17 protein-coding genes are annotated in these 13,076 nt (G+C 39.8%); 10 read left to right on the top strand and 7 right to left on the bottom strand.

Annotated features, from left to right (window positions below; translation table 11 throughout):
* Window positions 1-57 precede the first annotated feature (57 nt).
* Complete coding sequence (locus B4F08_RS00970) at window positions 58-426, top strand: hypothetical protein (RefSeq protein WP_086207877.1); 369 nt, start codon at window positions 58-60, stop codon at window positions 424-426.
* A gap of 108 nt (window positions 427-534) precedes the next feature.
* On the opposite strand, the gene B4F08_RS00965 is transcribed toward B4F08_RS00970, so the two are convergent.
* A complete protein-coding gene (locus B4F08_RS00965) occupies window positions 535-975 on the bottom strand; it encodes a DUF2147 domain-containing protein (protein ID WP_291372527.1) in 441 nt (146 codons plus the stop codon).
* Window positions 976-1,380: 405 nt separating this feature from the next.
* The gene (locus B4F08_RS00960; protein WP_291372525.1) at window positions 1,381-2,010 is read right to left on the bottom strand and encodes an alpha/beta hydrolase; all 630 of its coding nucleotides are present in this window, start codon (window positions 2,008-2,010) and stop codon (window positions 1,381-1,383) included.
* 126 nt (window positions 2,011-2,136) lie between these two features.
* Here B4F08_RS00960 and yaaA point away from each other — a divergent pair, with 126 nt between their 5' ends.
* Together yaaA and B4F08_RS00950 are read left to right on the top strand one after the other, a co-directional pair.
* Complete coding sequence (gene yaaA / locus B4F08_RS00955; protein ID WP_086207874.1) at window positions 2,137-2,916, top strand: peroxide stress protein YaaA; 780 nt, start codon at window positions 2,137-2,139, stop codon at window positions 2,914-2,916.
* A gap of 15 nt (window positions 2,917-2,931) precedes the next feature.
* A complete protein-coding gene (locus B4F08_RS00950) occupies window positions 2,932-3,558 on the top strand; it encodes a metal-dependent hydrolase (RefSeq protein WP_291372522.1) in 627 nt (208 codons plus the stop codon).
* Here the strand turns inward: B4F08_RS00950 and B4F08_RS00945 are convergent.
* The gene (locus B4F08_RS00945) at window positions 3,555-4,982 is read right to left on the bottom strand and encodes a cryptochrome/photolyase family protein (protein WP_291372520.1); all 1,428 of its coding nucleotides are present in this window, start codon (window positions 4,980-4,982) and stop codon (window positions 3,555-3,557) included. The genes B4F08_RS00950 and B4F08_RS00945 overlap by 4 nt on opposite strands.
* Before the next feature lie 228 nt (window positions 4,983-5,210).
* Here B4F08_RS00945 and B4F08_RS00940 point away from each other — a divergent pair, with 228 nt between their 5' ends.
* The 4 genes from B4F08_RS00940 to B4F08_RS00925 all read left to right on the top strand — a co-directional run bounded on the left by B4F08_RS00940 (window position 5,211) and on the right by B4F08_RS00925 (window position 8,629).
* The gene (locus B4F08_RS00940; RefSeq protein WP_228146951.1) at window positions 5,211-5,450 is read left to right on the top strand and encodes a hypothetical protein; all 240 of its coding nucleotides are present in this window, start codon (window positions 5,211-5,213) and stop codon (window positions 5,448-5,450) included.
* Between the two features lie 369 nt (window positions 5,451-5,819).
* Window positions 5,820-7,142 carry an NCS2 family permease gene (locus B4F08_RS00935; RefSeq protein ID WP_086207870.1) on the top strand — a complete coding sequence of 441 codons (1,323 nt, stop codon included), beginning with the start codon at window positions 5,820-5,822 and terminating at the stop codon, window positions 7,140-7,142.
* A 68-nt stretch (window positions 7,143-7,210) separates the two neighbouring features.
* Entirely contained in the window at window positions 7,211-8,212 is a 1,002-nt protein-coding gene (locus B4F08_RS00930; protein ID WP_291372515.1) for an adenosine deaminase, read from the top strand.
* 54 nt (window positions 8,213-8,266) lie between these two features.
* Window positions 8,267-8,629, top strand: coding sequence for a hypothetical protein (locus B4F08_RS00925; RefSeq protein ID WP_291372513.1), 363 nt, complete (start codon window positions 8,267-8,269; stop codon window positions 8,627-8,629).
* 26 nt (window positions 8,630-8,655) lie between these two features.
* Here the strand turns inward: B4F08_RS00925 and B4F08_RS00920 are convergent, their stop codons facing one another.
* Complete coding sequence (locus tag B4F08_RS00920; RefSeq protein ID WP_291372511.1) at window positions 8,656-9,210, bottom strand: cytochrome b; 555 nt, start codon at window positions 9,208-9,210, stop codon at window positions 8,656-8,658.
* A 236-nt stretch (window positions 9,211-9,446) separates the two neighbouring features.
* Between B4F08_RS00920 and B4F08_RS00915 the strand changes: the two genes are divergently transcribed.
* The 3 genes from B4F08_RS00915 to rnhB all read left to right on the top strand — a co-directional run bounded on the left by B4F08_RS00915 (window position 9,447) and on the right by rnhB (window position 10,976).
* Complete coding sequence (locus tag B4F08_RS00915; protein WP_086207866.1) at window positions 9,447-9,821, top strand: hypothetical protein; 375 nt, start codon at window positions 9,447-9,449, stop codon at window positions 9,819-9,821.
* Between the two features lie 140 nt (window positions 9,822-9,961).
* Complete coding sequence (locus tag B4F08_RS00910) at window positions 9,962-10,324, top strand: hypothetical protein (protein WP_119063035.1); 363 nt, start codon at window positions 9,962-9,964, stop codon at window positions 10,322-10,324.
* A gap of 64 nt (window positions 10,325-10,388) precedes the next feature.
* Window positions 10,389-10,976 (top strand): ribonuclease HII, encoded by a 588-nt coding sequence (gene rnhB / locus B4F08_RS00905; RefSeq protein ID WP_291372507.1) that lies wholly within the window; start codon window positions 10,389-10,391, stop codon window positions 10,974-10,976.
* 48 nt (window positions 10,977-11,024) lie between these two features.
* Here the strand turns inward: rnhB and csrA are convergent, their stop codons facing one another.
* From csrA to B4F08_RS00890, 3 genes are all read right to left on the bottom strand, one after another.
* Window positions 11,025-11,279 carry a carbon storage regulator CsrA gene (gene csrA / locus B4F08_RS00900; RefSeq protein ID WP_086207863.1) on the bottom strand — a complete coding sequence of 85 codons (255 nt, stop codon included), beginning with the start codon at window positions 11,277-11,279 and terminating at the stop codon, window positions 11,025-11,027.
* Window positions 11,280-11,552: 273 nt separating this feature from the next.
* Entirely contained in the window at window positions 11,553-12,833 is a 1,281-nt protein-coding gene (locus B4F08_RS00895; protein ID WP_086207862.1) for an aspartate kinase, read from the bottom strand.
* Between the two features lie 66 nt (window positions 12,834-12,899).
* Window positions 12,900-13,076 (bottom strand): DHHA1 domain-containing protein (locus B4F08_RS00890; RefSeq protein WP_291372562.1); only part of this gene is annotated, 177 nt, incomplete at its 5' end.

Below are 13,076 nucleotides of genomic sequence, written 5' to 3'. Positions count from 1 at the left end.
TTTGTTTTTACCCTTTATGCTTAAACCCATATAACAAAAAAGCCTTTAGGATGATTAATGAGAAAATTACAATTTACGGCACAGCATGGACAACCGCATAGCCTAAATGACAATGCTGTAGTACAAAAGCAGGTGCAACAGTTACTGGTTCAAAAATTGGGGCAATTTGGCTTTGAAACGTTGCCACAAAGTGGTGATCAGGTGGCTGTGAGTGTGGATAACCATACTTTGCCGTTGTCTATTACTTGCCAAGGTCATGACAACGAAGGAAACTTGGTATGTGAAATTGCTTCTTATCCTGATGAAGAGCAGGACTGGGTAGACCGTATTGCGGAGCGTAGCTTATTGAATCAACTTGCTCAAGCAGTTGAAAATACATTAAAAACAGATAAAAGTTTTACTGAGTTTGAGTGGAAAAATAGTTAGCCGAATGGGGAAAAATGCTGAATATTTTATCATTCAGCATTTTCTGGGACAGAACAAGTTTAATATTTTAATGGGTCAATGCGTCTATTGCATGATGTGCTATAAGACCTACTCCACACGTAACCAAGTCTGGCTACGTCCCACAGCTGAAACCCCTAAATACCCTCGTAAAAAAAGCTTTTTGCCGTTTGGGCTAATTTTTCCTTTCAGGCTATACAGTTTGCCTGAAACGGGATCAATAATTTTGCCATGCGTATAATTAATATTATTGTCAGTTTTTAAACCCGTACTCACTTGCATGCCAATAATCGGTTTATCTGTGTACGGTGCTGGACAGTTGGTGCAAAATTCTTTTGCTGTATAACCCGGGCGAGGAGTTGCTTTCAGTGCAGTTCCAGCATAAGTCCCATTGGCTTGCTTTTCAATTTTAACCAGGCCTTTGGGTTCTCCAGTTTTATCGTCGATATAACGCCAAGTTCCTGTAATATCCTGAGCCCAGATGGATGTAGTTGTTACAGCAACTAAAATAGCCCCAATAATTGTTTTCATAAGATCCTTGAATATTTTAAAAATTATTTAAATCTGTAGCTCTATCGAGCCAAGGCATTGATTGTATAGTTAATTATTTGAAAAAGGTTATGCAGAATATACCAAGTTAAAAAAGATATAGTTGCATAATGTGCCATGATACGGTTTGAAGCTTCGCGGATATTTAAATGTGGGGGGCGTGTCGGTTTTGAAGCGATCCAATATGGAGTTCAAAAGAGATCATCAAAAAAACATAGAAGATGAAATAAGTGATTAAAAACGCGCTGTTCAGATCAAGACAATAAAATAAAATAAAGTGATACCTCAATGTGTAATCAAAGAAAAGTGCGAAGTGAAATGCTGGAAAACTCAAGAAAGAAATGTTCTAAAGAAGATCATCATTTCTCTCTTGAACTCCTTTAAGCATTAAATCCACAGAAAACGTGTAATCGCGATACGTAACTGCTTTAAATAACCTGTAAAGAAATGGTTTGCGCCCGGTAATACAGTCACTAAATGGCGCTGTGGTTTAGCCCACTGGATCATATCGGAGAGCAATGTGACATCATCGGCTTCACCATGAACAAACAAGATGTCACCCTTAATGTGTGGGGTAACATAGTGACGTACACCCGCTACAGTTGCTGTTGGTAAGCCACATAAAATAGTTTGTACAGGATGAACATCTACTGGAAGCATAGAGTAGCTTTTTGCCATGACATGTGCACCAAAGCTAAAACCACCTGCATAAAAAGGTAAGTCTGCGTGTTGGCTACGTGCGTAGTGTATAACTTCTAAGGTGTCTATCGTTTCGCCGTGACCTTCGTCGTGCTGGCCAGCACTTTGACCAGAACCACGGAAACTTGGGCGATACACAACGCAACCGCGTTCTAAAAACATTTGTGCAAGTAAAGCAGGAACCTTGTGTTGAGGCGTACCACCTTGCAGGGGATGGGGGTGAGTTACTACCGCGAATCCTTTCACTTCACCCTGTGGATAGTCTACAAAAACTTCAATTTGCCCAACTGGACCTTGAATGAACATCTGCTCAGACATAGAAAATAGATACATATAACAGGAGAATCGGCTAGTTTAACTGTTTATGCTTATTAAAAACACAGATTGGCAATAAAATAAGTCTACTGTTATAGTCTGTTTAATTGTTTTTTAATCAGGTTGTCTATGCTCGCCCTTGTTTCTCCCGCTAAAACTCTAGATTACCAAACTGCTTTACCTACCGATCAGTACACACAACCCAGATTGCTACAACATTCCCAAGAATTGATCGAAGTTAGTCGCAAGTTGTCGGCAAGTGAAATTGCAAACTTAATGAGCGTGAGTGAGAAAATTGCCACTTTAAATGTAGCGCGCTTTCGTGATTGGCAGTCAGAATTTAGCTTTGCGAATGCACGACAAGCCATGTTTGCTTTTAAAGGTGATGTTTATACAGGTTTAGATGCTTATCATTTATCTGCAGATGACATTCAATATGCGCAGCAGCATTTAAGAATGTTATCGGGTCTATATGGTTTGTTACGTCCATTGGATTTGATGATGCCTTATCGTTTAGAAATGGGCACTAAACTTACGAACCCTCGCGGACACAATTTGTATGAGTTTTGGGGCAATCACATTACTGATTTAATCAACCAAGATTTAGAACAAGCTGGTTCTCAAATTTTGCTGAATATTGCTTCTGATGAATACTATAGATCTGTGAAAGAAAGCAAAATCCAAGCAGAAGTTATTAAACCTGTGTTTTTAGATCAGAAAAATGGCAAATATAAAGTCATTAGTTTCTATGCCAAAAAAGCACGTGGTTTGATGGCTCGCTATATGATTGAAAATCAGATTGATCAAATCGAAGGCTTAAAATCCTTTAATACTGATGGCTATTATTTCGATGCAGACAGCTCGCTAAAAGGCGAGTTGGTCTTTAAACGAGATGAACAGGCAGCATAACGAAAGGGCATTGCAATGGTGCGGTATATAAAACAGTTTCAGGACTATTGGACACATACCGCAAGCCAGTTGGATTTAACTGTGAGTAGTTGTGAAGAACTTTATGGAGCACTGTGTAGCGCCTATAGTGAATCACAACGGCATTATCATACGGTGCAGCATATTGTTGAGTGTTTAGAGCATTTTCATGACATTAAAACCCACCTAACAGATGCCTTATCCGTTGAGTTGGCGATTTGGTTTCACGATGTCATTTACAATCCGCAAGCAAATGACAATGAACAGCAAAGTGCTGATTACATGAAGCAGGTGCTTGAAAGTGTGCTGGTTGCTGAACAAATGGAAAAGATTTATGCATGGATTTTGGCAACCCAAGCACATGCACCGACAGCTCATTTGGATTTAGCTTATCTACTGGATATTGATCTGGCAATTTTAGCCAGCAATCCTATTCGTTTTGCTGAATATGAACGCCAAATTCAGCAAGAATATGCTTGGGTTGAGCCTTCACTTTATGCACAGAAACGTCAGCAGGTGTTAAGGCACTTTTTAAAAATACAGCCTCTGTATCAAACACCACTTTTCCAAAAGCGCTATGAGCATCAGGCTAAGCAGAACTTAGCCCAAATTTTAAGTGTTTAGAGCCCTTTAAACGCTTCGATGGCACGCACACGGCTGGATTTTAAATCTACGATTGGTTTGGGATAGTCTAGTTCCATATTCGGCTGCCGAGCATAAGGTTCATGAATGCTTTTGGCATCTAAATGTGCAAGCTCTGGTAACCACTGTCGAATATAGTCACCATGACTATCAAATTTCTGCGATTGGCTTACAGGATTAAAGACTCGGAAGTAAGGCACAGCATCGGTGCCTGTGGAGGCACACCACTGCCATCCACCATTATTGGCAGCCAAGTCACCATCTGCCAAATGTTGCATAAACCACTGTTCGCCCAGTCGCCAATCAATCAACAAGTTTTTCGTTAAGAACATTGCGACAATCATCCGCACTCGATTATGCATCCAGCCTGTCGCAAGGAGTTGTCGCATACCTGCATCCACAATTGGAATACCAGTACGACCTTGTTGCCATGCTTTTAAATCCTCGGGTGCATCTCGCCAAACAATTCGCTGTGTGTTGGCTTTAAATGGCAGATGTTTAGAGACATGCGGAAAATCAAATAGAATATGTTGATAAAACTCTCGCCAAAGTAATTCATCTAACCACGTTTGCTGGCCTGTATTATCAATCATAAATTGACCATGTTGAGCACGAAACAGGGCATTGAGACACTGGCGGATAGATAGGATTCCAATATTTAAATAGGTTGAAAGTTGGCTCGTACTATTCAGAAAGGGGAAGTCCCTTTCTTTATGATAGTCACTAACTTTATGCTCAATAAAATCATCGAGCACTGAAAGTGCATAGGCTTCCGTTTCAGGCCAATAAGCTTTAATTTGATTTAATTCATTCGTATTTGCATCAATCAGTGATTCAATGTGAGGAATGCTTGTATTTAAATCGGCAGGAAGCTGTATGGACTGCTGTGCAGAAGGAGGTGGGTAGCACTGAGGTAAGCCAATATTTAAACGTTCATAACAGGTTTTTTTAAAAGCGCCAAAGACTTGATAGGGTTTACCTGATTGGTTACGAATACTGTTTAAAGGAAATATCGTCCGATCTTGAAATAGGGTAAATGCTATGGCATGTTGATCGAGACACTTTTGTATTTCAGCATCACGTTTCAGCTCATTTACGCCCACTTCGAAATTTGCAAAGATCTGTTGTACTTGAAGTACATGACATAAGGATGAAAGTTGAACAGGGATATCGCGCCACAGAGGAATGTTTAAAATAATCAGTGGAATATTGAGCTCAGCCAGATTTTGTTTCAAATCTTCCAATTGTCGGACATATAAATCTATTTTTACAGGGGCATCATGGTGTAATAGCCATTGTTCAGGAGATAAGATGACTAAAGCAAGCATAGCCCCGTCTTGGCTTGCATGCCAAAGTGCAGCATTATCATGTATGCGAAGGTCTTGTCGAAACCAAATTATGTTCATCAAAAGTTAATCAACTGTAATTTTTTGAAATATAAAATATTACAAAATTGAGCACTTTGATCATATTTTCTTGGCATGTCTTTCACTTAATCTTATGTTATTGAAATAATTAAATCAGAAAAAACTATAAAGTGTGAATATGCTTTTTATCAGATAAGTGTGTTGACCCTCATGTAATTTGTTATGATTTGTAATCATGCTAAAACAGTTATGGATATTGTGAATACCGTGAAAAAGATTCTAATTCCTATTTTTGTATTAGCTGTTTGTTTGCTTGGTTTTGTTGTTTTTCAGGATACTGAAACTAAAAAGCAACAAGAGCTGAATCAACTCATGAACAGTGCTGAACCTAAAGTACAAAACTTGAGTCCGATCTCAAAGGTAACGGTCGTCCCTGAAAAAGTTACGCGCCCACTTCAAAGTGATGCTGAAGTGGTAATAGAACAGGTCTCGATCAAAGTACTTTGATGTCCATAATTGAATAAAAAACGCATGAATCACTTATCATATTGAATTTTAATCAAAAATAAATTTTAAAACAATTAAAAATCAGTGTGTTATAATCCGCGCCGAGATATCTTGAATTTTAGACTTTGATTCTAAAATGACATTTTTGTTGAAAGCTGCATACGGTTTATGCGGCTTTTTTGTTTAGGTATATATGGTGTAAGTTTCAACTTAAATCATTCATGGCTAAATAAACTTTTCCTGAGTTGAGGAAATTTGGCATATCCATTGCTTTAACTTGCAAAAATTGAATTAGATGTTCAGTGTGTTGAATCTAGCAAATTTTGAAAAGTTATACAGTTTTAAAAGTTTATTTACAGGGGCTAGGTCATGACGACTCCTAATCCATCTTCAGAAAATATGCTCGAGCGTATGTTCAAACTGAGTGAAAATAAAACCAGTTTTCGTACAGAGCTTCTTGCAGGTGTAACCACATTCTTAACGATGTGTTACATCATTATTGTGAATCCAATGATTTTATCCGAAACGGGGATGGATCATGGAGCTGTCTTTGTAGCAACTTGTCTTGCAGCCGCAATTGGTTGTTTAGTGATGGGCATTGTTGCGAATTATCCTATTGCACTCGCACCAGGTATGGGTTTAAACGCTTACTTTACCTATTCAGTATGTTTGGGTATGGGGGTACCTTGGCAGACCGCTTTAGCAGCCGTGTTTGTATCAGGTTTTATATTCATTGCGATCAGCATGTTTAAAATCCGTGAAGCTATTGTGAATGCAATTCCAATGTCACTTAAGCTTGCAATTGGTGGTGGGATTGGTTTATTTCTTGCATTAATTGCTTTAAAAAATGCAGGGATTATTGTTGATAATCCAGCAACTTTGGTGGGATTAGGTGACTTAAAGCAACCAACTGTTCTTTTGGCTTTATTCGGTTTCTTAATGGTGGTTGTGCTACATCACTTTAAAGTGCGCGGTGCAATTATTATCAGTATTCTAGCTTTGACTGCTATTTCAACTGCATTGGGTTTAAGCGAATTTAAAGGTGTGGTGGGGGAGATTCCATCAATTGCTCCGACATTCATGCAGATGGATTTCAAAGGTCTTTTTACTGCGAGTTTAGTGGGTGTTATTTTTGTATTCTTCTTGGTCGATTTATTTGACTCAACGGGTACATTGGTTGGTGTGTCACACCGTGCAGGTTTACTGAAAGATGGCAAGCTTCCACGTTTAAAAAAGGCTTTGTTTGCAGACTCAACTGCAATCGTTGCGGGTGCAGCATTAGGTACATCTTCAACAACGCCATATATTGAGTCTTCAGCAGGTGTTGCTGCGGGTGGTCGTACAGGCTTAACCGCAGTTGTGGTTGCAGTGCTTTTTATTCTATGTTTATTCTTGGCACCATTAGCTCAGTCTGTACCTGGTTTTGCAACCGCTCCAGCTCTGTTATTTGTTGGTGTGTTGATGATTCAGGGGATTACCCATATTGATTGGGATGATATTACTGAAGCAGTACCTGCGTTTTTAACGATTGTCTTTATGCCATTTACTTACTCAATTGCAGATGGTATCGCGATGGGCTTTATCAGCTATGCATTGGTTAAACTGTTCACAGGTAAGGCAGCAACTGTACCGTATATGGTTTGGATTGTTGCTGCGCTTTGGGCACTGAAATTTGCAATGTTTGGTGGCTAATTCACCAAATATTGATAAGGGTGTAAACTCCGTTTACACCCTTTTTTATTTTTTAAAGAGGAAGAGATATGAGTCAATTGGAGCTCATTCGTGCTTTACCAAAAGCAGAACTGCATGTGCATATTGAAGGGACATTTGAGCCAGAACTCATGTTTGCAATTGCACAGCGTAACCAAATAGACATTCCCTATAAGTCGGTTGAAGAAGTAAAGCAGGCTTATAACTTTCATAACTTACAGTCCTTTTTAGACATCTATTATGCAGGTGCAAATGTACTGATTCACGAGCAAGACTTTTATGATTTGGCTTGGGCGTACTTTGAAAAATGTGCTGAAGACCGCGTAGTACATACCGAAATGTTCTTTGACCCTCAGACACACACTGACCGTGGTGTTGCATTTGAAACCGTGATCAATGGTTTACAACGTGCTTGTGATGATGCCAAAGCAAAATTTGGCATTAGTTCGCATTTGATTATGTGTTTCTTACGTCATTTAAGTGAAGAAGCTGCATTTGAAACTTTAGCGCAGGCATTGCCTTATAAAGATCAAATCATTGGTGTAGGCTTAGACTCAAGCGAAGTTGGGCACCCTCCTGCAAAGTTTGAACGTGTCTTTGCTAAAGCACGTGAAGCAGGCTTTTTAGTGGTTGCGCATGCGGGTGAAGAAGGCCCAGCAGAATATGTGTGGGAAGCTTTAGATTTGCTTAAAGTGAATCGTATTGACCACGGTGTACGTTCTGAGGAAGATCCTGTATTAATGCAGCGTTTGATCGCAGAGAAAATGCCACTGACAGTTTGTCCACTCAGCAACTTAAAGCTATGTGTCGTTGACGATATGGCACAGCACAATATCCGCCGTTTATTGCAACAAGGTGTGCAAGTGACAGTAAATTCAGATGACCCATCGTACTTTGGTGGTTATATGAATGATAACTTTATTGCGATTACAGATGCATTAGACTTAACAGCAGCTGAGCTAAAACAATTGGCGCTGAACTCTTTTGAAGCATCGTTTATTTCGACAGAAGAGAAGCAAAAATGGGCGGCTGAAATTGCAGCCATTGCTTAATCTGATGTTGCTTTAAAGACAGAGTTCGCTCTGTCTTTTTTATGTGAGGTCGATATGAAAAAAATCATTGCATTGCTTGTGGTTATTTTTGCACTTTTTGCAGTTTATTTACTTAAAACAGATACAGGGTTAACTCAAAAGATATTAAAGCCAGTGGTGGTATATCAGTGCGGTGTAGAGTTGGAGTCGACACGCTTATGGAAAGTCAGTACAGCATTGATTGGTGAAGAAAAAAAGAATCAACTCCAAACACAAATCTGTGGCTGCGTGGGTGAAAATGCATTAAAGGATATTCCCGCAACAACCTTATTACATGCAGTGGTTGATGAGCAAGTCAAAAAACAGGTAGTACAACAGGGCGTGTTGAATACGCTTAAAGGATGCGTGGTGGATGAAGTCCTAAAAGCAACAGATTGATGCTTTTAGGCTGATTCAACTTGGTCTTACTTTGCTTGTCTGGTCATGCTGTTTAATACGTTATCTTTATCTATAAAGTGGTGTTTTAGCGCTGCTGCAATATGACCTGCCAACAGCAATCCAGCTGCCCATGAAATCCAGACATGTAATGGTTTTACGATTGCGAGTAATTCAGGGTTGTCTTGTACTAAACGGGGAATTTCAAAAAGGTACAAAACAGGTGCAGGGTGCCCAGCACTCCAGCTAAATAAACAACCAGTAATTGGCAAAGCCAACAAAATGAAATATAAAGCCAAATGACCAAGGTGTGCCATTTTTTGCATTAACGGTGACATACTATCAGGCAGTTTAGGCGCAGGGTGTGTATAGCGCCAAAAGATACGAATCACCACCAGAAAAATAATCGTGGTTGCAATATTTTTATGACGGGTGATGACATCTCCCTTAAAGCTACCATCCACATCATAACTTAAGAAATTTCCGCTATAAAACCCAATCAGCCACGCGACAATAAAGATAATTGCCATCAGCCAATGTAGAACTTGAGCGGTACGCGTGTAATGGGTATTTACTGTGTTCATTAGATTCACATCCATTTTTATGTTGCGCTATTTTATAGAACTATAGATATTGCAAAAATATACGAGATGCAACATAGCGTTGAAATTCTGCAACGCTGTTTAGATGAGTGGTGCGAATGATCTAAAATTATGCAATGGATTAAGTATGATCGGTGCATTTACGAAATAGTATTTCCGAAATGCGAGAATCTTCGGCACAATACGCTGAATTTTAACTGCAAGAAAAGGATAAATCAGTGAAAAAATGTGTCGCAATGTTAGCCCCTTTGGCTTTGGTTCTCTCAGCATGTACCACGACAGGTACTCCGTCAACGGCTGAAACCACAACTCAACAGTTAGGTACAGCGGCGCTCAAAATTGCCATTAATGCAAAATGCACCACTGAGCTGAATAATTTACCCGCATGGAAAACTGCGACTAAGCTTATGACAGTAGATCAAAAAGCCGATATCCAAACTGAAATTTGTGGTTGCGTGAGTGATAAAGCTCCACAAAATATTACAGCAGTTGATGTTGCAACGGCAGCGATTGATCCAGCAGCCCGTACAACAATTATTAGCAATGCTGTGACGAAGACCATCAATGCATGTGTGGCTGAAGCGGTCAATTAATCACTGAGTGGCGGGTCAAGAGGTGAGATGAATTCGAACTTCTTGATCAATCTTTTGTACTTTTATTTATTTATCTTTTATATTGAACTGAATAATAAAAATTGAAGCATTATTTGATCAATAAAAAAAGGTATATATGTATGAAAAATAATAAATTAATCATGGGTTTATTCAGCTCTGTTTTGCTGACTGCTTGTGTGTCGAATCCATTATCGAGTTCAAACTCAGATGGTTTTTCTGTCATTAAAATGGCGTCTCATGCAAAATGTATGGATGAAATTGAAAATAATCCAACTTGGCTTATGACGAGTAAGTTGTTTTCTGACGATCAAAAACAAAAGAAAAAACGTGAAGTATGTAACTGTGTAGGTGAGAACTCACCAAAGGTCTTGTCCAAAGAGCAACTGGCCTTGGCCGCGATTGATCCTAAAGCAAAGGCGACCTATACCGCTTTAGCAACAACTAAAACTACCGCCACCTGTGCATCCGAAGTGTTAAACTAGACGCAAGAAATTGTTATTAATATTGAGAGTGGCTGTTATCAGCCATTTTTTATGAGAGTAGAATATGCAAATTGCTGGTGCAGATGAAGCAGGGCGTGGCCCTTTAGTGGGTTCGGTCGTTGCAGCTGCTGTGATATTAGATCCGAATAATCCCATACAGGGCTTAAATGACTCTAAAAAATTGACTGAAAAAAAACGAGAGAAACTCTTCGTTGAAATTCAGGAAAAAGCACTGGCTTGGGCAATTGCAGAAGCAAGTGCCGCTGAAATTGATGAAATCAATATTCTACAAGCTTCATTACTTGCGATGCGCCGCGCGGTGGAGAGGCTGGCAGTGCAACCTGACCATGTCTTGGTTGATGGTAATAAAATCCCACAAGGCTTGAGCATGAGTTGTGAAGCAATCATTGGAGGGGATGCTTTACATGCTGAAATTTCAGCAGCGAGTATTCTGGCGAAGGTGACACGTGACCATCAAATGATTGAATTGGATTGCAAGTATCCACAGTTTGGTTTTGCCAAACACAAAGGTTATCCAACTAAGGCACATTTTGAAGCGATTGCTGAACATGGGGTGATTGATGAACACCGCCGTAGTTTTGGACCTGTAAAGAAAGTGATCGAGGCACTTGAGCAAAAAAAGATGCCATAAAAATTTAAAGCGGCTGATCGAGCCGCTTTATGTCAGAAAACTTCAACCTTAACGGTTGTAGTTGTTCTGCTGTGCACCATCATCTTCATAAGCAGGTTGGTAATCCTGATCCAGATGTTGAAGGTGCTCATGCATAGCACGTTCATGCTGAATGCGTTGATAGATCTCTTCACGATGTACAGATACTTCTTTGGGAGCATTGACACCAATACGAACTTGGTTGCCTTTGACACCAAGCACAGTAACGCTTACTTGATCCCCAATCATTAATGTTTCACCGACACGTCGGGTCAAAATCAGCATGTTTATCTCCTTGCAAAACGCTAAACCTGCAGTTGTACTAAAATAAATACATAATTTTTTGTATTTAAAAAAATTTAAACAAATGTTCAATACAACTACATGACATTCTGTTTTTTTTAATGTCTAGCAGTATTTGGCATAACATAGGTTTAAATTTAAGAAAGCCTCGGGTTTAATATAACAGAGCCACTATAGAAAAAACTATAGTGGCTCTGAAATTTTGTAGTCTTTTGCAAAAACTGTCAGACAATGACAAGTTTTTCACTCGATTACTTAAGCACGGGCACTTGACTCGCCATGTTCACGGTCTAAACCGAAAGCCGTGTGCAAAGAGCGAACAGCAAGTTCTAAGTAATTTTCTTCAATAATCACAGAAATTTTGATTTCTGATGTTGAGATCATCAAAATGTTGATGCCTTCATCAGCAAGAGCAGTAAACATCTTACTTGCAACACCTGCGTGAGAGCGCATACCTACACCCACGATTGACACTTTAACAATGTCATCACGTGTAGCAACTTCGCGAGCACCAATAGCTTGAGCGGTTTCTTCAAGAATTTTTGTTGCTTTAGCAAGTTCACCACGGTTTACCGTGAAGGTGAAGTCAGTCGTACCGTCTTCCTCAACATTTTGGATGATCATATCCACTTCAATGTTGGCATTACCAATTGGCGATAGAATTTTAGATGCAATACCTGGTTCATCAGGAACACCTAAAATCGTAAGTTTAGCTTCGTCACGGTTAAATGCGATACCAGAGATAATTGGTTGTTCCATGTTGTCTTCCGCCTCAGTGGTGATTAGTGTTCCGACGTTTTTCTTAAATTCTTCGTCGAATGCGCCATCATCGTCATTATCAAAACTTGATAATACGCGTAAAGGCACTTGGTATTTGCCCGCAAATTCAACTGAACGAATCTGCAAAACTTTAGAACCAAGTGATGCCATTTCCAGCATTTCTTCAAATGAAATGCGGTCTACTTTTTTCGCCTTTGGCGCAACGCGTGGGTCAGTGGTATAAACACCATCTACATCGGTGTAGATTTGGCATTCATCTGCTTTTAATGCAGCAGCTAAGGCTACACCTGAAGTATCTGAACCACCACGGCCAAGTGTTGTTGTGTTGCCATTCAAATCAAAGCCTTGGAAACCAGCAACTACAATAACGCGGCCTGCATCTAAATGTTCAGTCATCACATCTGTATCAATCGACTCAATACGTGCTTTGGTAAATGAACTGTCCGTTTTAATGCCGACTTGGCGACCAGTGAGCGACTTAGCTTCAACGCCAATAGAATTGAGCGCCATAGCTAACATTGAAATCGTTACCTGTTCACCCGTAGAAACCATTTGGTCTAATTCTCGTGGGTCAGGGGTTTCGGTAATGGCTTTCGCTAAAGCAAGTAGACGATTGGTTTCGCCACTCATTGCTGATACAACCACTACAACCTTGTGGCCGTGGTCATGCCAACGCTTTACACGACGAGCAACATTTAAAATGCGCTCTGGAGTACCCATAGAGGTACCGCCATATTTTTGAACGATTAATGCCATAGTTGTTCCATATAAACCATGACCCTGAATGCATCATTCAAGGTCAGTTACACAAAAGGTGAAGTTTTATTTCGCTTCAAGCCAAGCAGCTAAATCTGCCATCACTGTTGCAAACTTCTCGTTTAGTGGCGCGCCACCTTGTGCTAAGTCAGGTTTGCCACCACCTTTACCACCAAGCTCAGTTGCTAGATGTTTGATGATGTCACCTGCTTTAATAGAAGCAGTAAAGTCTTTTGCTACAGA

This window comes from Acinetobacter sp. UBA6720 (assembly GCF_002454215.1).
In the GTDB taxonomy this organism is placed as follows: domain Bacteria; phylum Pseudomonadota; class Gammaproteobacteria; order Pseudomonadales; family Moraxellaceae; genus Acinetobacter.
This window is presented reverse-complemented; position numbering and strand designations above follow the sequence as displayed.

Bases quoted from the DNA above. Each gene is read 5' to 3' on its own strand.
- B4F08_RS00935 (WP_086207870.1), top strand. From the start codon at position 5,820: ATGACGACTCCTAATCCATCTTCAGAAAATATGCTCGAGCGTATGTTC.
- B4F08_RS00970 (WP_086207877.1), top strand. From the start codon at position 58: ATGAGAAAATTACAATTTACGGCACAGCATGGACAACCGCATAGCCTA.
- csrA (WP_086207863.1), bottom strand. From the start codon at position 11,279: ATGCTGATTTTGACCCGACGTGTCGGTGAAACATTAATGATTGGGGAT.
- B4F08_RS00910 (WP_119063035.1), top strand. From the start codon at position 9,962: ATGAAAAATAATAAATTAATCATGGGTTTATTCAGCTCTGTTTTGCTG.
- B4F08_RS00945 (WP_291372520.1), bottom strand. From the start codon at position 4,982: ATGAACATAATTTGGTTTCGACAAGACCTTCGCATACATGATAATGCT.
- B4F08_RS00920 (WP_291372511.1), bottom strand. From the start codon at position 9,210: ATGAACACAGTAAATACCCATTACACGCGTACCGCTCAAGTTCTACAT.
- B4F08_RS00960 (WP_291372525.1), bottom strand. From the start codon at position 2,010: ATGTCTGAGCAGATGTTCATTCAAGGTCCAGTTGGGCAAATTGAAGTT.
- yaaA (WP_086207874.1), top strand. From the start codon at position 2,137: ATGCTCGCCCTTGTTTCTCCCGCTAAAACTCTAGATTACCAAACTGCT.
- B4F08_RS00925 (WP_291372513.1), top strand. From the start codon at position 8,267: ATGAAAAAAATCATTGCATTGCTTGTGGTTATTTTTGCACTTTTTGCA.
- B4F08_RS00895 (WP_086207862.1), bottom strand. From the start codon at position 12,833: ATGGCATTAATCGTTCAAAAATATGGCGGTACCTCTATGGGTACTCCA.
- B4F08_RS00965 (WP_291372527.1), bottom strand. From the start codon at position 975: ATGAAAACAATTATTGGGGCTATTTTAGTTGCTGTAACAACTACATCC.
- rnhB (WP_291372507.1), top strand. From the start codon at position 10,389: ATGCAAATTGCTGGTGCAGATGAAGCAGGGCGTGGCCCTTTAGTGGGT.
- B4F08_RS00950 (WP_291372522.1), top strand. From the start codon at position 2,932: ATGGTGCGGTATATAAAACAGTTTCAGGACTATTGGACACATACCGCA.
- B4F08_RS00930 (WP_291372515.1), top strand. From the start codon at position 7,211: ATGAGTCAATTGGAGCTCATTCGTGCTTTACCAAAAGCAGAACTGCAT.